The sequence below is a fragment of the Spirosoma rhododendri genome (assembly GCF_012849055.1).
Taxonomy (GTDB): Bacteria; Bacteroidota; Bacteroidia; order Cytophagales; family Spirosomataceae; genus Spirosoma; species Spirosoma rhododendri.
The window spans coordinates 91,041-111,631 of sequence record NZ_CP051678.1 but is presented as its reverse complement, the minus strand read 5'-3'; the positions used below and the strand labels follow the sequence as shown (position 1 = coordinate 111,631).

Below are 20,591 nucleotides of genomic sequence, written 5' to 3'. Positions count from 1 at the left end.
CGGTAGCGGACGGAATCATCAACGAGCGTTTTGTGAGGATTTTGCTTGTTTGACGATTTACTATCTGCTGGGTGGCTCCTTGTCGGACGGGCGACCAGTCAATCAGTTGTATGGATTGAAGGCCTTGCCGACAGTATGAGTGCACACAAAAGCGCTTACACCACTATCAGTTTGCTGACCCTGACCTACAACCAACTTTCCCGTGAAAACGATGAAACCAACCTGGCTTATCTACCTGATCAGCCTGCTCCTTTCGGGGCCTGGTTGCAGCCACGCTCAATCCCCCAAGCTGGGATTGTTTACCGGCCACCAGGATATCGGTAAGGTGCATCAACCGGGTGCTGCCCGCTATGATGCCCGAACCCATCAGTACCATATGGCCGGCTCAGGCTATAATGTGTGGTTCGATCATGATGAATTTCAGTTTATGTACAAACCCATCAACGGCGACTTTATTCTCTACGCCCGGGCTGCACTGCTGGGCAACGGCGTTGACCCCCACCGTAAAGTGGGCTGGATGGTGCGCAGTAGTCTGGATACCAACTCGGCCCACATCAACGCGGTCGTACATGGTGACGGCCTGACTTCGCTTCAATACCGGCCGACGACCGGGGCCAATACCCAGGAGATTCGCGCGACAATCACCCATGCGGATGTTATTCAACTCGAACGCAAAGGGACTACCTATACCATGCGGGTGGCTAAGTTCGGAGAACCCTTTGTGACTCAGCAGGTAACCGATTTGGCCTTGGGCGAGCAGGTCTACGTGGGCTTGTTTATCAGCTCGCACAATAAAGACGTGCTGGAGCAGGGTGTTTTCCGCGACGTCCGCATCAGTGTACCGGCCCCGGAAAGCTTAGTGCCCTACCGCCAGTACCTGGCCAGCAATCTGGAGATCCTGGACGTAACGACGGGCACGCGGCAGCTCATCTACACGAATCCCAACTCGATTCAGGCCCCCAACTGGACGCCCGATGGCAAAACCCTGCTCTATAACAGCCAGGGCCTGATGTACCGCTTTGACTTGGCGAAACGAACCCCTAAAGTTCTCCCCACCGGCGCGGTTACCAACAATAACAACGACCATGTGCTGTCGTTCGATGGCCAGCTGTTGGGGCTCAGCAGTGGGGTCAGTGAGCGGGGCGGTTCAGTCATCTACACCGTACCTGTCCGGGGCGGCACGCCCACCCTGATCACTCCTCAAGGCCCTTCGTACCTGCATGGCTGGTCGCCCGACAAACGGCACTTGGTCTTTACCGGTTCGCGCCAAGATGAGTATGACATTTACCGGGTTCCCTCGGCGGGTGGTCCTGAAGTACGGCTTACCCAAGCCAAGGGGTTAGATGATGGGCCGGAATATTCGCCTGACGGCCAGTACATCTATTTCAATTCGGCCCGTACGGGCACCATGCAGCTCTACCGAATGAAAGCCGATGGTAGCGAGCAGCAGGCGTTGACCAACGGGGAGTACCAGGACTGGTTTCCCCATGTATCACCGGATGGTAAGTGGCTGGTGTTTCTGTCGTTTCTGAAGGAGGAAGTAAAAGCTGACGATCATCCTTTCTACAAGCATGTCTATCTGCGCTTGTTACCGGTATCAGGCCAGGGCCAGCCCCGGGTAATCGCTTACGTGTATGGGGGTCAGGGGACCATCAACACGCCATCCTGGTCGCCGGATAGCCGGCGGGTAGCGTTTATTAGCAACACCGCCGAGGGCAGCCTAAGTCTGGTGGAGCAATAAACCATTCGATATGTGCGGTTCATCAAAACGCTCCTTCGTCTTAAATGGGAGCCTTTTTTGAGATGAATGTATAATCTGGTGGCTAGTGAACTGACTCGTTATATTTCAGGCATTACGGCTTAATCTACCTAATTGCTCCTTAACCAACTTAAGGACGATTAGGGATGGATAGCCCCTTTTCCTTCTATTGTTTGGCCTTCAGAAAACCATCCTACGTCGGTAAAATGTGCGTCGTCAAATGAAAGTTGACAAAAGGGGTAAAAATGAGCAGAGACAATTCAGTAATTGCACCGGCGACTCGGTTATTTCACTTAAACCACCTTGGTTATGTGTAATACAACCAAAAAATCCCCGCCTAACCGTTCCAAAACGGCTCAATCTGCTTCGACAACTACCTCCGAGCGCAAGTCGGCCTTATCAATTATCAAAAACATTCAACGTCAGACCCGACGTCAATACTCCGTTATAGAAGAGATTGGCACCGGCCACCTAGCGTATTGTGCTGGAAGGATTGCGAGGTGAAATTCGCGGACGGTAACTTTTATTCGAAAGTGCCTTTGAATGAAACTTCTAAGCTTTTGAAGGATATCATCAGTGATGAATCCACCTGGTTTTATTCGACGGAAGCGGGAGAGTTTGTCGCCAGCATCAATGAGGTCACGATCCGATTTATCCGGCGTCGACCCAAGGACTATTAAGGATGAGGCGGCGGGAAGCTGTCAGGATTATGTTTTCGCAGGTTGTCAATATCGTCGAAGTCTTTCTGACGGCCCAACGCCTGCTTGTCATTGATCAGATCATCCAGGCCGATGAAATACGCGACAATGCCATCGCGCTCGACCATGGTGCGTCGTTCGAAGGCTTCCCGGAAGCTGATCGGCACCATGATATGAGGCAGAAAATCTATCGTGTAGTTTTCTTCCTCAAATTCGAATTTAAACACATCTTTTTTGGGGTCGGGCGTCTCGTCGCGATACCGGGCGACATCCTTTCCTAACTCTTCGACAGCACTCAGCAACCGGTAGTAATTTCCAAGGTTCGGATTGTACCAAAAATCGTAATCAGCGGTTTCAACGACTTGGCCATTGGCAAGTCTTGACTTTCTGTATTCGCCGTAAAATGACACAGCTGTGCCGCCGATGATCAGATAGTCAACATCATATTTCTGGAGGGTGGAAAATATTTTGATGTCGGTACTATACCCCATATGGTATTTCCTTGCTCGCGGCGGCTTGGCGAGAAGGAGCAGCGTGTCGGATGACGCCCTCTTTAAAGAAATTGACAAGGCGTTCTTGCTGGACATGGCTTTGCCGCGACCGCTGGGAATGCTCTTCCATCGGTTTTACAGTCGCTTTTAGCTCCTGCATGCTATCGAATTTATTTTGCGCGATCATAGCAGAAATCCTTTAATTGATTAGCCAAGATGCAAATATAGTCTATAATTACACAACAAATTAAGGGAATTTGTTTAATGTCTCATAGGGTAGCGTTTCGTGATATGGGTGAAAGCAGTTGTGAATCTAAGGGGAAGATACTCAATAAGAACTGCTATTTACTAGCAGCACCGTAATCACAGCAAGCTCCTGCAAGAGAATTGAGTGTGGGCTCAGAAAACCAAGGTCCCCCACGATACGCTACGAATGGGAGCAATCGAGAGAAATAGAAGCTAATTGTCAGTTCGGACAATCACCGGTCCGGGAATTCAATAGGGCCGGCACTGAAACAATCTCCACATCCGTGAAGCTCCGCAGATAGGCTTCGATGAACGGCTTGTGGGCAGCACCAACGATCAACAGGGCCCGCCCCCCAGCAATTGGAGCCGTCGCCTCCCGAACGGCCACCGCCATCTGCAAATTCTGAGCCTCCCAGGCCGCTACCCGCTGGCGACCCAACCGACCCATCTTCGTACTGCGTAACATCGAGAACCATTGGGCGTCGGCATCCAGGGCCCCGAATTTATCGGAGTTCTTCCATTTGAACAGGGGCATCACCTGAGCCGCTGAGCGTAGCTTCATGGTATCCTCGGGCACGGCCGCGAACGCCGCCGTGCGATGGTTAAAGAGATCTGTCAAGCCCGGTTCAGCCGCCACCGCTGCGGCCATGTCCGCGCTAGCAGGCAGGGATACATCACTGGCGTGATCGCCCGCGCCGTAGAGCCGCTCTAAACCCACATCAGCTGCCAGTCGGGCGGCTATTGAGGTCAGCTCACTGCGCAGGCCGGCAAATCGGTTGAGTCGTTTAACCAGGGAGGCCGAAACGCCATCCTCAGCGATGCGTTCGGCGGGCGCCAGCCGCAGCCATTGTACCGTGGCCGAGAAGGGCTCCGCGGCGGCCACGAACCAGACCGCCAATTGACGTCGCTGAGCCGGGCTCAGATTCCCTTTTGCCACTAGACTATCAGCCCGCACCAAGGCTTGAGCGGCTGAGAGCTGTAGCTGAACTTGCGCCGTTTTTGCCATCTCCAGGGTTGGTCCCCCGTACTGCCCAGCGTTACCGTGGTAGGCAGCGTAGGCCTCCAGACCCATGACCTGCTCGCCGGGCATGGCCTCGGATAACATAAGGCTTATACGTCCGCAGTCGACACAGGATGGGTTCTAACCAAGCTACTTTGAAGCTGTCAGCCGCTGCGTCAAGATGCCACACGCCAAGGACCATCACCTTGGTCAGCGGAAGACCAAGCGTCGCCTTGGCGCTGGCTGGATCGAAAGGTTTTTGTTTTTGGGCTTGCGTATTGAACGATAGGCAGAGTAACAGCCAGCCAGTAATCAAAAAACGAGGGGGCATTGTCAAGCAGATCAAAGGAAATGGTCAGTATGTAACCCCCAAAAGTAACCGCTACATGATCATTCATCAACTATTATGACTGACCAGGCTGCTAGATCCAGATAATCTTTTTGCCTTGTGAATGCAAAGGCCCTCAACATACGTACGTTGGTCATTTGAGCTAGTGCCGCGCAGTATACAGCTAGCAGAAAGGGGGTTAAGCGCTTCAGTAGTAGTCAATACCTAATTTTACTTCGATGTAACCAAGTCAGGCGAGCAACGGCTACATTTGCGGCTCAACCCACCGCGCTGCTTCGTATGGTCGATTGTCGATTAATCTGGTGTATCATCGCGCTTTTGTGTCCTGTACTGCCTTCTCTTGGCCAAGCTGACAAGCAGGCACTGATTACTCAACTCGACGCTATTGCCCAGGATGATCAGCGCTATCGTAACGATTCGTTGCGCCAAACGACCACGAGCCAACAAGAGGATGACGCTAACATGGCAAAACAAGCTGTCCTGGACCGATTCAATCTGACTAAAATCGAACGTATCATCGCTCGCTATGGCTATCCGGGGCGCTCGCTGGTGGGAGAGCAGCGGCAAGCGATTGCCTTTCTGGTCATTCAGCATAGTGAGTTGGAGACGCAAGAAAAATACCTGCCGCTGCTGACTGAGGCGGCCGCCAAGGGTGAACTAAAAGCCGCTTCACTGGCTATATTTACGGACCGAGTTCGGGTTGGCCGGGGTCAAAAGCAACTGTATGGCTCCCAGCTGCGGGAGACAAAGCAAGGCGTTAAAGTGATGCCGATCGAAGACGAAGCCCAGGTCAATCAACGACGGGCAGCCGTGGGGCTTGCTCCCCTGGAAGACTACCTACGCCACTGGCATATCGTGTACCAAGTACCCACGGCGGATCACGCGAACCCGGACAGTGTATACTATAAGTCAGTCGTTACTGCCCCAGCCTCGGTGGACTTAATTGGCGGTTGGAGTAACCTCTACCAGCGTATCGTTTGCCCGCCAACCGAAAAAGGGTTGAAGGGGTCGGTTACTGTCCAGTTGACTGTTGATAAGAATGGGTTACCTAAAGACTTACAAGTAGTGCGTTCATTAGGGGCGGCTTACGACAAAGAAGCCCTGCGCGTACTTGGTCAAGCCCGCTTTGTCAATCCGTTAGGCGAAGATCACGAGATCCGAACAAATCTGCCTTTTTCGTGCAGCCGGTAAGGGGTACTCTCAATCTCGGTAAGCTCTCTACCTAATCTAACTCTCAGTTCGTCTCCCTCGTGAGGGTTTAGCGAGATAGTTGACCCCTTGCCACAAACAGGCTCTTACGTACGTTGTCGCAGTAGAAGTAAGGCTAACCAGTTACCAGAACGAAATTTTTGACGGCAAGCCACACAAAATGCGGCAAAATCCGCGAGTGGGAGGCCCTCCGTCATTTCTTAGGTAAACAGTACGTTGAGGTAGAACGTAGCGGCAAGCTGATCGATAGCCAATGGCTTCTAGCCGGTTGGATTACCTAACGGCGTCAAACGGGAGAGCCAGATCGACTTGGTAGCAGTCCGGCTCGTTCACTACCTGAAGAACATGACCCGGGTACAGTAAAGCCAGCCGCTTCCGGACGTTGACTAGCCCCAACCCGCCAATGCTCGCTTCTGGCGTAACAGGTTTGCTGTTACTGATGGTTAATTGCAGACCAGCCTTATCAACCACGACCGCTAGCTTGATCCAGGATTTACGGGCACTCCGTTGAACCCCGTGCTTGAAGGCGTTCTCCACGAAAGGAATCAGCAGGAAAGGAACAATGTGAACGCTGTCGCTGACGGTTGCGGGCAGCGATACCTGAAGATCAACGCGTTTGCCCGTCCGGGTCTTTTCCAGGGCGATATAATCCCGGATAAACTGAAGTTCCTTCTGCAGCGGGACGGTAGGCTCAGCGGTTTCGTACAGGGTATACTGCATCAGGCCGGACAACTGATGGACGAGTTGGGCCGCTGGTGGGCAATCCTCTTCCGTCAGGGCGTATACGCTGTTCAGCACGTTAAATAAAAAATGTGGGTTAATCTGGCTTTTCAGGTAGCCCAGTTCAAGCTGCATATTTTGCTGTTTGAGCTGAGCGTTACTAATCTGGGCGGCCATGTTGTCGTACAGCGCTTTAAAGGCCAGCAGCAGCGCCGGATAGGTAAACGACAGCAGGAAATTCCAGCCGAACAGGGAAACATTCGTAAACAGGCCCAGCGGTCCGTGCTGCTCCATGCGGTGCCACATCAGCGATAAATTCGACCAGATTTTAGCACGGGGTACCGACAACAGGCCATGGTCGGGAAAGCCGACGGTCTGATGAAGCCAGCTGAAGCCAGCGTAGTTGGCCAGATAAACGCCCGTGTACGTCAGGAGAATAAGCGCCAGCAGGGGAAGCGGCTTGAATCGATACAGAAAACGGGGAAAAAGCCAGTAGCCCCAGCCGTAGTAAATACCCAGTTGCAACAGAAACTGCCCGTTCATGAACCACTGTCCGGTATCACCGTAGCGGTAAATCAAACTTGCCGTTAGTCCATCAGCGCTCACCAATACATATAAGGCAAAAATAACAAGGGCATGTGCCAGTAGCCGACGGGCTGAGCCGGTGAGAAAGGATAATTGAACCAGGGGGAACTTCATCGGTCAAACTTCGCGTGTTTCCCTAATGTATGACCCATTTTTCGACCAAGCTGCCCATTTTTTCGATGAATATGATCGGAAGGACTTGGTCGAAAAGAACGGTGGGTTCACCGAATTAACTGGGGCTACCAACGGGCCAGGGCTAGGTTTGCCTCATCAATCACGCAACGCAAATCACCCCATGAACGCCCGTCTTGCCTTCTTTTTTCTCCTCTTCTCACTACCAGCGATCGCCCAGCACCAGCTAACCGGCCGGGTTACCGATACCGCCAATCAACCGATGCTGTACGCCAGCGTAGCCTTGCTGCGATCGGCTGACTCGTCAATCGTTAAAGGAGCGATCACCGGCGAGGACGGGCGTTTCAGGATGGATAAACTCGCGTCGGGGACCTACCGCACCCGGATCAGCGCGGTGGGCTACAGTGACCACTACTCGTCCGTGATCACCTTAACGGCCGAGACGCCAACCGTGGATCTAGGTGTGTTGACGGTAGACGCCAGTGCCAGAAACTTAGCCGAAGTCACCGTAAAAGCGCAGCCATCACTGGTTAGCCAGCAGGCCGATCGGCTTGTCATCAACGTAGAAGGCAGTGTTATTACGCGGGGCAATAAGGCGGAAGATCTGCTCCGCTACATCCCCCGCGTAGGCTACGATGGCGGAACGATCAGCATCGGCAACAAATCCAACGTCCTTTTGCTGGTCGATGGGCGACAGCTGGGGCAGGGCAGTCTGGCCAGCTTTCTACAAACGTTCTCGGCGGAAGATATCCTCCGGGTCGAAGTTATCACCAATCCATCAGCCCGCTACGACGCCACCGTGGACGGGGTGATCAACATCATCACCAAAAAGAGCCGGGAGCAGGGCATCAATGGCCGCTCGACGCTAACGTACTCGCAGGGCCAATACAGCCGCTCGTCGGCCAACGGATCGCTGACGTATCGGCAGGGTAAATGGACAGTATTCGGTAGCCTGAATGCCACCCTTCCTTCCACGTCCTATTCGACCCAGGATCTGAACCGGACCTTCCCCGGTGCTACACAGCAGAACAGCTTGCTTACCCTGAATACGTACCGCTCACTGGCGACCAACCTGAGTCTCGATTACGCCTTCGATCCCCAGCACGTACTGAGCCTGCGCCTGAACGGCAACTGGCGCCGGGATAACAAAAATACGGACACCCGTACCCGATCGATGGTTGCATTATTGGCTGACTCGACCATCCGCACCGAGAACAGGGGACTAGAACAGGCTGGCGTGTACGACATGAACCTAAGCTACAAAGCGAGCTTCGGCCCGACGAAGAACAAAGAACTGACCGTTTTCGTAACCGAGTCGATGGTCGATAAAGACGCGTCTCAGTTTATTGCCTATCAGCGAATTGGATCGGATGAGGGAGCGAACGGCCCGGTGACAAGGCTCCGTATTCTGAACCCGAATCAGCAGCGAAACCTGATTGGTCAGCTGGATTATGGGACCCCCGTACTGGGCAGCAAGTGGCGATTGGACGTGGGTGCGAAATATGTGTTCATCCGTAATAATAACACGCTTCAGCAAGCCAATTTTGTCAACGGTCAGTACCAGTTCGATCCGGCGTTTAGTCAGTCGGGGCTCTACCAGGAGCATACCTATGCCGCTTACTCGAACCTGAGCCACTCGTTTGGTAAAGGCTGGTCGTGGCAGGGTGGCCTACGGGTAGAACGTACCGAGCAGCACCTGACTCAATCGGCGCTGGCCCGTAGTTACGCCGGACTCTTCCCGAGTATGGGGCTGAACCGGAACCTGCCGAACGGACGCTCGTGGGGTGTGACACTCAGCCGGAAAATAAGCCGTCCCAGCCTGGGCAGCCTGGTTCCCTACCGCAACCTGATCGATCCCTACACGATCATTGAAGGAAACCCGTTGATTCGCCCATCGTTTGCGCACACCCTGGACGCCTTTTATTCGCTTGGGAGCCTGAACCTGTTTGCGAACTATGCCTACATCCGCGATCAGATGACCACCGTGTTACGGGCTGATCCGGCTACGTTGGTGTACACCCAGGTGATGGACAACCTGCGAAACGGCAACGATTTCTACGTGGGCGCAACCTACGCGAAGAACGTAACGAAACGCTGGCAGACGAATACCACGCTGATGGGCATGGGCAATTACACCAGTAGCCCTGTTAACGAACTGAACCGCTACCAAGCCACCGGCCTGTGGGTGATGGCTACGTCCTCGAACATTATCGCCCTGCCCCGCGACTGGAAATACGAACTAACGGCACACTACATGTCGCCCGCCCGGTCGGGCCTGTTCACCCAGAAAGGATTTGGGGGCGTATCGATGAGCGTAACAAAATCCCTGCTGGCAAAACAGGCGAACCTGCGGATCGACGTAAGCGATGTGTTCCGGACCATGACCAGCCGACTGGAGTCTGCCTACGGGCAGGTGAACTTCACCATGCGGAGTTACAATGACAGCCAGCGTGTTAAAGTATCGTTCAGCTATAATTTTGGCAAGAAGACCGTCAAAGCGGCCCGGCAAGGGACCTTAGGCAACGACGATGAAAAGAGCCGGATGCGGTAGTAGCCCGCTGGTTGTCAGCCGATCTGTTCCCGCCGGATTCGCTCCTTAACGGCATCGCGGTAACTGGAACCAATTACCAGATTATCACCGGTCGACAACAGCACCGAGTTCCCCTCCAGGACTTTTACATGGCGGAGCTGAATGATGAACGACCGGTTGATCCGCAGAAAGCGGTCCGGGGGGAGGGTTTCGGCCAGCTTGGTCATCGTTAAATGGGTGACCACGAACCGATCCGGCAGGAATACCTTGATATAGTCGCCCAGGGCTTCGGCGTAGACCAGCTCATGGAGGTGAATCTGTTCGAGCTTTTTGTCGGTCTTCAGGTAGATGAAGTCGGCTGTCGGCGAATCAATGGCTAGCGGCCCATCGGTAGAACGTGTTCTGGCTTCATCCGACAAGGGATGGTTGGCTGCGGGGCCCGGAGCCGTTTTGGGCATCCGCTCCTTAACCCGACCGATGGCTTTGAGAAAGCGATCGAAGGCAATAGGCTTAAGTAAGTAATCAACGACGCCCAGCTCAAAGCCTTCCAGGGCATGATGGGGATTAGCCGTTGTCATCACCACGAGGGGGTGGGGCAAAGGGTAAGCCTGTAGAAACTCCAGCCCCGTCATCTCAGGCATGTTGATATCCAGAAAAATAACCTCGGGCTGTATGCCGGGCAGTTGCTCGAAGGCCGTAATGGCGTCATCGAAGGTCGCCACCAGATCAAGCGAGGGAACACGCCGGACGTATTTCTGGAGAAGTTGTTGCGCTAATGGCTCATCTTCGATAATAGCACAGCGTAGCGAGCCAATCATAATAACTAGTAACGAAGTATGATTTCAGCCCAAAATTACGGAAAAAGTAGTGGTAGTACTGAAGGGGTACGAACAGGTTGTTATAACAAATGACAACCTTGAGCGATTTGATAGGCTGGCCTGACGTCTTGGCGAATGATAAACGCCATTGACTTACTAAGAGCAACGTTGACGATGTCTACAATAGAAGCGTTCAATAGCTTAGCGCCCTATTAAGTTGGGCAGAATTTCTGAACAGGTGGCCACCAGGGCACGGCCGCGCCCCGGTGGCTGTCGTGGTGTCGTAAATGAGCTGTGTCGCTTCCCATTTTCGCTGGGGCATATGCAACGGATAGTCGTTGATCGTAATTAAAACAAGGCGTCCAATTAAACGCCCGTTTTTACGGGTCGGTGAATCGGTCGCGTAAGCGATGATGGTTCAGTGCCCAATCGATTCTCAAATTGCCATCTCAAAAATCAATGTTTCTTTTTCGATGATAGGTTGAGTTTGTGAGACTGTTTACGCCCAAATGATCAGATTACTGGGGTGTGGTCTGTCCCCTATCCGTTGATTTACCCAGTCTAGTGATAGCCGCAAGCGCTAGATTGGCCTGTCTGCTGATGACTTGATGGCTGCGAGTTTTTGTCTGTGAACGCATTCGTTGGGTTGGGAAACTACACCCCTCGTTAGTCTGTTGAACAAACACTCAACTAGGGTTGCAACTACCGAAGCAGGCCAGATATAAAACAGGGTTATAAATCGCTGATTGACAAGCATAAACGTTCCTTTTGATTTGCCCTATAGTCAAATGAAAACGTATGGTTTCAGTTGCTCGAAAAGACCATTTTAACGCTGATTTACACCTTTTCGGTTGACTCAAAGTGGGCTATTTGATATCTGGCCCGCTTCGGTAGTTGTAACCTAAAAACGATGTTAAGAATATCCAAGTCCGAAGTATAGCGGTTAGCAGCCCAGATTCACATCTATTGCGAGTAGTATACTCTGCTTGTCGAAACGACCCCTGTTTTAAACAGTTAAATCTGTATAACTGATTGACTGATAGAATATTACAGATTTCACGTGGCGAATATACGGCAGCGGCACGGTACGCCGTCGCGGGACCGTCCCAACTGTGTTAGCTACCCCCATGTTCGTCACAGTGAGGCTGGTAGATCAGTCAACAGTACTTGTAATTCTTTATAGCTGAAGCGGGAATTGCCAGCTTTGAATGAGCCACAGTAGACGAAATCAGCATCGAAATGAGTGACGTGTTGAATATTGATGACTGTACTACGACTGAACTGCTTGAGGTAGGGTTGAATAGCCACCGGAACCAGTTGTTGTTGCACAAAACTAAGCGTTCCTCTTACATTGTACGTTACCGGTGTACCGATGACTCTGATTTGAACGTAGTTTTTACTGGCCTCCAGACAGTAGACGTTACGCCAATGAATTTTTACGTTCCGGTTGCCGACTTTGATAAAGAAGAAATCGCGCTGTTGGGTCGGCTGGTTAGCGGTAGCAGCTGGTTTAGTTGAATTAATCTGATTTTCAATAGTCGTCTGAATGGCAGCAAATAAGGTGGCTGGATTTATCGGCTTGATTAGATAACCACCGGGGCGTAACCGGGTGGCCTGTAAAATAGTGTCGTAGTCGGAGTAAGCTGTCAGAAAAATAAAGGCTGATCGATAATCATTAGCCAACCGGTCGGCAAGGGCAAGCCCACTATCAGTTGTCCGCTCACTATTTAAATTAATATCAAGCAGGGTGAGATCAGGTCGATGCTGGTCGATCAGCGCAATGGCCTGCTCGAACGTGCTGGCAATGCCGATAACTGTAAATCCCAGGTCTTCCACACTGTACCGTAACGTCTCCGCAATCAATAACTCGTCTTCGACTATCAAAATGGAAATAGTATCAGCCATACGTAAAGCGTAGTTGATAGTGGTAAGGATTATGCGGTGAAACGGTTAAATCACCGTTGATCTGGCGGGCCAGCAAGGTGACAATGTCCATGCCTAAGTTGGGCGTAGGCGATTGATTCACTAGCTGACCATTATCGGCATAGCTGACACGCAATTCGTGTTGCTGCTGGCAAAGCGTAATCTGAATGGTCAGTTCATCTCCCGGCGGTAAGCCATGTTTCAGTGAGTTGGTAACCCACTCCGTCAGCATCAGTGCCAGCGGTAGATAGTACTTGTTTGGAATCGAAACCGGCGCAATCTCAAACTGCGTTGACACAACTTTGTCGTAACACCCGACTATCGAATCGAGCATTGATCGGATGTAAGCATCAAGATTAATCAAACTCGCTTCGCTAATCAGTTGATTATGCAGCGTGGCAATGGACTCCACGCGTAACCGGGCCTGCTGCAACTGCATCAACGTTTCAGGATGCTCCGCTTTTCGCTCCTGCATACGCAGCAGACTGTAAATCATCGACAGGTTATTCTTAACCCGGTGCTGAATTTCCTTGTTCAGCAGTTGTACCTGCGCAATCTGATCATCGAGCTGCTCGTTGAGGTGGGTCAGTCGTTTCGCCTGCGTTTCGATCAGCCGGTTTCGACGAAACAGATAAAAGCTTAGTAAGCTTATGATAAGCAGTAGGGCACCAAGGATCCAGACCGTCTGCCAGCGAATTTCCCGTACGGCCGTCTGATAAGCCAGTTTATTTTTTTCAACCAGTAGTTCGCTGCTGACCAGTGCGGTCTGCATCTGAGCCACAGCACTGGTGTTGTTGAGCCGATGCGTCAGTTCGTTGGCCAACTCGTAAAAATAGCTGGCTGTCTGATGGCGCTGCTGCTGGCGGTGGAGTCGGGCTAGATTTTCCGCATAATACAGGCTGTCCAGCATGTTCCGGCTTCCGGCAAAAACTTGGGTCAGGGAGTCAATATAAGGCGAGTGGTGATGCTGTTTGGTATAGGCATCGATTCGACTGCGCGTTAAATAATAATGGTCCAGATAACTGTACGTCATGGAGTCGTTTACGATCCAGGCACGACGGGTAAGATGAGTCAGTATCCGGGTTGCCAGCGAGTTAGCGCCTACCCCGGTTGCGATGAGTGCCATCTCCGGTGTAAAATCATACATCTTCAACTGGGTGGTGTCGCGCCAGACCAGTTCATGGTAAAGCTTGGTAAGCACGGCTACGGTGTGGAGCGTATCGCGCGCTTTTTCATAGGCATGAGCCAGCAGGTGCGTCGTATACAGGTACCGATACTGCTCATCGGTCATCGGTCGGTACAGCGCAGCCGTCCGGCCATAATAACGAATCGTAAGTTGGGGCTCTTTCTCCCAGGCATCGTAAACCCGGCCCTTGGCATTAGCGGCCCGGGCCAGCATCCGGCGGTTTTTCCACCGGTCGGCAATGACTTGAGCACTGTCGTAATAAGCCAGACTTTTAGTAAACGAGGCAAACCCTTTCTTCTGCCGGTACTCTTCGTTACCTGCCCAAATGAACCGTAGCTGCGTCGCGCTGTCAGCCAAAAAACGATCTCGTTGACTGACTGACTGTTCGGTCGATTGATGACAGGCGGCCAAACAGCAAATCAGTACTATACTACCAAGGCGGGAAAGTATCTCCATGCGGCAAAAATGACCATCTTTCGGGTACGCTGTATAAGTGGTACACTACTTTCGTGTAGGATAGTCAATCAACTAATTACTGACTAGTTACAATGAAGATTTCAATCAACCGGTGGATTGAATAAAAATAACAGGTTACGTAGTAAGTTCGCATTTATAGTCCCTTAAAACGGTTGATCCTGTGTCTGTAGGATCAAATCGCTTCGGCGACGGTTCGGGGCCGCCCGTGCGGGCCGTTGCCATCCGACTCACTTAATCGCATCAATTATCGAGTTTTTTGAAACCTGGTAACTATACTGCTCATTTTGGGTGCACAGGCCGTCAAAATACCGCTACAAATTATTGGCTTGCAATTAATTATGTTCCTGTATAAAAGTATTGTACCGCCTAGACAACTGACCCGATTTACCAAAAGAAGTCCGTTAAGTCGGAAACAGATCAACTTCCAGCCGGGCCGCCGGGCGGGCGAGTATGACTTTTCGGAAGACATCTTACGTAATCTGATCAGCTTAGAATCGAATTAACTTTTGAAGGGTGAACCAGATTGGTTCTGATGAAACATTTCGTACGAATGTGGGTGTCCACCCTACTACCTCTGTTTTGTTGATTTGATCAATTAAATACTTACTTCATACTGCCCTTCGTATTTACTGAAGTAGTCATTGATGAAGGCCAACGCTTTATCGGGAGAAAGATCCAAGGCAGCGTCCATGTCTTTATTCCACGGAAATTTTTGTGTTCTATCAGGCTGACATTTATAGCCCTTCTTATAGGCTTCTCCCGGCTGTAAGCTGGGAAATAGTTTGTTTTGTTCTGCTGGTATGAGAAAGGCATTGTTGTAATGTAGTTCGACCAAATCATAGTTGTATCGCTCACACAAAATGTACAATTGAGCGATTGACTGGCCATAAAAATGACTCCTATCCCATACATAATCGCGGCTATACTTGACGGTAAACTTGATCGGATAAGGGATTTTCTCGTTGATTTCAACACATATCAAGGATGGGCGGTATTGTGTCAGCAATTGGTTGAGTACAAAGTGATCATAACCATCAATATCAAAGTTGAGGAAACCAAAGTCATAAGGAATCTGATACGCTTCTAATAGTTGAACTACGTTCTCAGGATAAACATATAGTTTACTAAGCATTACCTGGTCTAAGCGTTTATAAGATTTCGCCAGCGAGGCAAAGAATTTACTATTGCATTCGACGGCTAATCCTGAATAGCCAGCTCTGTACAAGCTATATGTATTTGACATGTTTACGCCATCCTGTGCCGCAATATCAACTACTATTTTTTTATGTTGAATTTTGGTGAGATAGGTCAAAATAACCTTTTGCTCATCATAAGCAGAATACATTTTCCCGATATTCTGTTTAATAATGTCATTTAAAATTTTCATTTGTACGCGTATATTAATTTGAGAAGATAAGATGCTGTATAGTGAGCTTGTGGTAAGCAGTGTCGAACTAGTTACGTAATTCGTTCAATGCGCATACAGTTGACGCATGAGGTTACCCGCTTGAGCCGCTTGTCAGTGGCGATTTGATGGTGGCCGGGCCGCCGGTGCGGTGCTGTCTTACAGGTTGCCCTCGTAGAGCAGAGCATCTGGGCATTCAGTTGATTTTTTACCAGTAAACTGGCAATAGGCTAGTTGGACTGGCAACCGTAAACGGGCGATTTTTGACCGCGGGGCCCCTGAGTCAGCTACTTTACCGTTTGACCGGAATCAGCCAAAGGAAGCACGGAGATACTGACCACCATAGGGTGCTCCGGGTACTGATAGCTAACGTATCCCGTCACCCGGTAAAGTCCCTGCCTTCCCGCTAAAATATCGCCTTTATGGGGCTGATAGCCGTGGGGTACGGCCAGCTCAGGGAGTAGCTGGGGCGCTCCGGCTCCGGTCAAAAAAATGCAGTATTGAGCCGACTCCACCTGTACCGGTTCGAACCCGTCTACCCCTTCTTCAGCAACGCAGGGTATCATCAATAGCGTGGGTTTTTGTCAACAAAGCGATCTTACCAGGCATGGCGCATATCCACGGCCCGATTATGGCCGAAATAAATCCATAAACAGTCGTCCTCGCTACGAGGACGACTGTTTATGGACCGGTATGCGGGCTAACGACTTAAGCCAGCGTTAGTTTACCTTGAGGATTCTGACCCGCTGGCTCTGGCCAAGTGTACTAACTAGCAGCACCAGTATACCCGCCGGCTGGGGACCAAACCGGAGCGTCTGACTGACCACCGCTCCCGACCGTTCGACCGTCTGCTGGCTCACCAAATGACCGTGTTCATCACGGAGGGACAGATGCAGTGGCTGGCCCTCAGCCCCCCGAACTTCCACCTCTACCTGATTCCCGGCTACTGGGTTACCCAATATCGTCACCGTTAAAGTACCTTCCTGCTCAGCCGATGGCCGGGCATTTGCGTTACAGGCCTCCAGCCAGCGGTAGCTGAACTGGCTGACCACCCCGCGCTGCTCGGCACTGAGCGTGATGGCCGGATTATCCGTATAGATCCGCAGACTGTAGGGTCCCGGGCTGGTGGTGGGCAGTAGCTCGTTGACGACCGAGAAGCTGACGGGGCTGCCATCCTGACCGGCGTAAGTTGGCGTGAAGGTCAGCCGGCGCTCACCCCCCGAGACGACTTCACAGCGCACCGTCGTGGCACCCGTGATGCTGAACGGACCCACTGGCGGAGTAGTAGGGGGCGTTGTACCACCGGTACATTCGCCGAGCCAATTGTAGCTAAATGTACTCACGGTGCCGCGCTGTACCGCGCTCAGAGTGACGGTTGGGTTATCCGTGTAGAGCCGTAGCGAGTAGGGACCCAGGTTGGTAGTAGGCAGCAGCTCGTTGACGACCGAGAAACTGATGGGACTCCCGTTGTCACCCGCGTACTGGGGGGTAAACGTTAACCGGCGTTCGCCGGCCGTAACCGTTGTGCAACTCACCGTCGTGACACTCGTAATCGAAAATGGAGCCTTGGGCGTTACCGTACCGTCTTTTATCGTCAGGGTGGTAGTCAGTTCATTAGGATCGGGATCGTAGTTATCACTATCCAGCAGGGTAATCACCACTGTCTCGTCGCCCTCAACAATGTCGTCCTCCAGCGGATCCAGTTCTTCGATAAATACCGTTTGGCCTTCGGCAAACGTAATGGAGGTGGGCAGGGTTTCAAAATCGACTCCACTAGTGGCCGTACCACCAATCATGTAGTTAACTACCAGCGTTCCCTGGCTGGTGTTACGCTCAAACTGAATAAACCCCGGATCAGCCGCTGCTTGTCTGGCTCCCGAAGCCGCCCGGCGGCCACCGCCGCTTGGGCGGCCTTCCGACGCGTTGGGATCCGTACTGGTTACTTTCACAATAGGTTCTCCTGGGGATACCTCTGGGTTGATGCTGAAGTTCGTGTTTGAGATGTCGAAAAAGATGTTGCCGACCGCCTCCACCCGCAGGCGGGCCGTCGTCGTTGTAACATTATTCGGCATCACCACCACCTCCGACCCATCGTTGGGTGTGCTGGCCAGCAGCGTAGTTGGGAAGCTAAGACCACCGTCGGTCGAGAGTTTGATGGCGACGGTAGCGCAATTAATGGGTGCCTGATTGGTACCCACTACGTTCCAGGTAACCACTTGTTGGGAGTTGCCCGCTACCGTCGTTGCGTTATCGAAGCTGGTGAGCCGGAACGCCCCCGGCGTGTTCACGACGGTTACCGTTGTCCCGGCGTCGGCCACCCCACCCCGGAGGTCACGCACCGATACCCGAAAAGTCATGGTCCGGGCAATGGCGGGCAGGCGTTCGCCGATGAGGCAGGTCTGGCCCGTTGGGCAGGTGGCACCCGGATAACCCGTAGGATGGGTGCCCGTGTAGAACAAACCCGGCTGATTATCACCCGGTGTTGCATTGGTCTGCGAATTGAGAATAAAGGCCGGGCTGGGAAACGTGCGCTGGGGACTCTTCACCGGCGAGTAGGCCCGCAGGATGGGCCGGGCTACGCCATCACCATCGATGTCGTAGACGCCCGACGGGCTACCACCGAAGCCGGAAGCCCCATTGGCCGGGGCCAGGTCAAATTCTTCCCACGAATACAGCAGGTTGGCCGCATCGCCGGCATCAGCATCAGCCCCGGTAGCCGTCAGCGTGAAGGGCGTCAGGCGGGGAATGACGTACGCGCTGCCCGCCGAAACGGTGGGAATGCTATTCGTATTGCCGGCGGCAGTACCACAACCTGCTACATCGGCCGATGCCAGATACGTGGTCGCCTTGGTGATGCTGGAGATGTGGAAGGCCGGCAGGGCAAAGTCGTTGTACTGCTGTAAGTTACGCCCTTCGCTACAGATGCCCACGTAGCTCATGATGGTGGAACCGGAGGCCACTTCGTAGGCTTCGTCTGCGGCCCGCGTGTAACAAGTCGTTCCATCTTCATCTCTCACGTTGTAGGTATGATCCATACTAAACTGATGGCCCAGTTCATGGGCAAAATAATCGACCACAAACGGATCACCCGTGTTGGTGCCCCGGGCACTGTATCCCCGTGCTTTATCCCCGGCACTACAGAGCGAGGGCGATGCGGCCACGCCACCCCCTCCCGTGCCGAACAGATGCCCGACATCGTAGTTTGCCGTTTTTACTTTCGCATCGACCGTTTTCTGGTTAAGGGCTAACTGGGCTGAACTGGACGTATTGTCGTAAGGATCAGTAGCCGGGTCGTCAAAAATGATATTGTCAGGCCCATTGGTATCCGGGTTAACCAGCGTAAAGCGGCAGGCCAGTTCGCGCTCGTAAATGCCGTTGATGCGGTTAACCGAACTCATCACGACGGCCAGGGCATTGGTCCGCACTTTGGCTAAATCATCGGGCGATTCGGTGTACCTGCCGGCGTTGCGGGTCCACTCGCCGGTGGTAGCAATGGCCATTCTGAACACGCGAATGGTTTTACCATTGCTGATGGCAGCCGTGCCAGCCCCCATGCGTAGTCCTTTGTCGGTTGCTTTCAGGCCGGGTAACGCTGGTTTGTCGGTGGTACCGACAGTGCCGCAGTGGTGATCCCCCGCTGGCTGGCTGACCGCGCCGGCCTTCCTGGCATCGCGGGCATAATACGATTGGTACAGCGGGCTACCGGACGGAGTGATTACTTTGGCGACGTAAACGGCATCGTTGTCAACGCCCCAGATCAGGGCTTCCAGACCCAGACTCGATAGGCTCATCCGAATGATGTACTCCTTATGAAGGGTGCCGGTGCCCTCGTAGGTTTTAAAAGTGGGGTTGGCTGCCGCCAGCGCGGGGGCGAGTACCTGGGTTTCACGCAGGGTGAAGCGTTCGCTCGTGCCGTTGGGTAAGGGGAGGGCAATCGTTACGGCCGTTTTCCCGCGCTCGTCCTGCTTGGCCGTGTTAATCAGCGCGCTGCGCAGTCCAGCTTCATTGAGCTTGCACAGCCTGGCGTTAGGCATAGCCGGGGTCGTTGCCGCCAGGCGTGCCTGAGCCGTGGACACCGGTTCGAAAAAAGAGTCCTGGGTTTGCCCAAAAAGGCTCCCCCTACCAGCAGCCAGCCAAGCAGGGTAAGCCCATACCAGCGCCGGTTTCTCCGGTCGCCGAAATAGTAGGTAGAATTGACCATGCGATTGTGTGATTGATTAATTGATGCAAACTGGGCAGGCTGAAAACGTAGTAGCCCCGATGACCATTGGTCAACACGCCACCGAGCTGTCTCGGGGCGGAACAGATAGGCGAGAACGATAGCTGAAGCATTATGGGTGAATCACAGTCAAAAGTATACGTAGCTTTTCTTTCAACGGGTTTAGTAGCACTACTTTGAGTCCGATGTAACCATTTTCTGAGTACGAATGCGTCTATATATGTTTATCTGCTGTTCGGCGCTATGTTCGATTGACCTTGTTTATACCTCACTTCCCGTCCTGCTCACAGGGTCGACATGCCGGAAGCTTACCGCATTGATAGCGGCTTGAAACGGGCAGTAAACAGCCGCGGGGTGGCCCCGTCAAAACGCAAGACGTCACCATTGACGAGTGGCATCACTCTGGCGATCTGGTTTAAAAACGATGGACAGAGTAGGGGGCTCATCGCTATTGTTGCGGGCCATCGGGCGGTGATGGTTTATAGAGTGCCCTTGCAAGAAGCGGTTGAAAAGGCTCGTTGCCGCAACCGGTATATTGGGATGGGAGTCGTTCAACGGTTCTTTCGTTGGTCAAAGCATCACTAGTCTACCTGGTCATGCGCAGTCATTCACTCACTTGATTCGCTATTTGGCATCCATCATTTAGAATCTGTTGACGTCCCAATGGATGGATGTCCAGTAACTTGGCGGCTATAGGCCTTCTTCTTCCAACGGGGCGGTTTTACACGTTAAACAACTAAGAGCTGTCGGGCGTAGTAAACATAGCTCACCCCCATGCGCAATACAGTTAGCATGATTCGTCCGAGTTCGTTTGGCTTGTAGGTAGGCGTAACAAAGCTTGCTG

The 20,591-nt window shown here is 52.5% G+C and carries 11 protein-coding genes; 3 read left to right on the top strand and 8 right to left on the bottom strand.

Annotation, left to right across the window (positions count from 1 at the left end):
* The first annotated feature begins 211 nt into the window (after window positions 1-211).
* Window positions 212-1,741, top strand: coding sequence for a TolB family protein (locus HH216_RS24710; RefSeq protein ID WP_169553699.1), 1,530 nt, complete (start codon window positions 212-214; stop codon window positions 1,739-1,741).
* Window positions 1,742-2,435: 694 nt separating this feature from the next.
* On the opposite strand, the gene HH216_RS24705 is transcribed toward HH216_RS24710, so the two are convergent.
* Both HH216_RS24705 and HH216_RS24700 read right to left on the bottom strand, forming a co-directional pair.
* Window positions 2,436-3,044 carry a nucleotidyltransferase gene (locus HH216_RS24705; protein WP_254448888.1) on the bottom strand — a complete coding sequence of 203 codons (609 nt, stop codon included), beginning with the start codon at window positions 3,042-3,044 and terminating at the stop codon, window positions 2,436-2,438.
* 370 nt (window positions 3,045-3,414) lie between these two features.
* Window positions 3,415-4,299 (bottom strand): DUF5694 domain-containing protein, encoded by an 885-nt coding sequence (locus HH216_RS24700; RefSeq protein ID WP_169553589.1) that lies wholly within the window; start codon window positions 4,297-4,299, stop codon window positions 3,415-3,417.
* A gap of 523 nt (window positions 4,300-4,822) precedes the next feature.
* Between HH216_RS24700 and HH216_RS24695 the strand changes: the two genes are divergently transcribed.
* Complete coding sequence (locus HH216_RS24695) at window positions 4,823-5,734, top strand: TonB family protein (protein WP_169553588.1); 912 nt, start codon at window positions 4,823-4,825, stop codon at window positions 5,732-5,734.
* A gap of 291 nt (window positions 5,735-6,025) precedes the next feature.
* Here the strand turns inward: HH216_RS24695 and HH216_RS24690 are convergent, their stop codons facing one another.
* A complete protein-coding gene (locus tag HH216_RS24690; protein ID WP_169553587.1) occupies window positions 6,026-7,171 on the bottom strand; it encodes a sensor histidine kinase in 1,146 nt (381 codons plus the stop codon).
* A gap of 181 nt (window positions 7,172-7,352) precedes the next feature.
* On the opposite strand from HH216_RS24690, the gene HH216_RS24685 reads away from it, so the two are divergent.
* Window positions 7,353-9,740, top strand: a complete 2,388-nt coding sequence (locus HH216_RS24685; protein ID WP_169553586.1) for an outer membrane beta-barrel protein — start codon at window positions 7,353-7,355, stop codon at window positions 9,738-9,740.
* Between the two features lie 14 nt (window positions 9,741-9,754).
* Here HH216_RS24685 and HH216_RS24680 read toward each other — a convergent pair whose 3' ends face one another.
* The 5 genes from HH216_RS24680 to HH216_RS24660 form a co-directional block, all read right to left on the bottom strand.
* Window positions 9,755-10,537, bottom strand: coding sequence for a LytR/AlgR family response regulator transcription factor (locus HH216_RS24680; RefSeq protein ID WP_169553585.1), 783 nt, complete (start codon window positions 10,535-10,537; stop codon window positions 9,755-9,757).
* 1,134 nt (window positions 10,538-11,671) lie between these two features.
* A complete protein-coding gene (locus tag HH216_RS24675; protein ID WP_169553584.1) occupies window positions 11,672-12,442 on the bottom strand; it encodes a LytR/AlgR family response regulator transcription factor in 771 nt (256 codons plus the stop codon).
* Window positions 12,435-14,003: a sensor histidine kinase gene (locus tag HH216_RS24670; RefSeq protein ID WP_169553583.1), complete on the bottom strand. Its 1,569-nt coding sequence runs from the start codon at window positions 14,001-14,003 to the stop codon at window positions 12,435-12,437. The genes HH216_RS24675 and HH216_RS24670 overlap by 8 nt, the downstream gene beginning before the upstream one ends.
* 715 nt (window positions 14,004-14,718) lie before the next feature.
* Window positions 14,719-15,510 carry a hypothetical protein gene (locus tag HH216_RS24665; protein WP_169553582.1) on the bottom strand — a complete coding sequence of 264 codons (792 nt, stop codon included), beginning with the start codon at window positions 15,508-15,510 and terminating at the stop codon, window positions 14,719-14,721.
* Between the two features lie 737 nt (window positions 15,511-16,247).
* Window positions 16,248-19,562, bottom strand: a complete 3,315-nt coding sequence (locus tag HH216_RS24660; RefSeq protein WP_169553581.1) for a reprolysin-like metallopeptidase — start codon at window positions 19,560-19,562, stop codon at window positions 16,248-16,250.
* Between the last annotated feature and the right edge of the window lie 1,029 nt (window positions 19,563-20,591).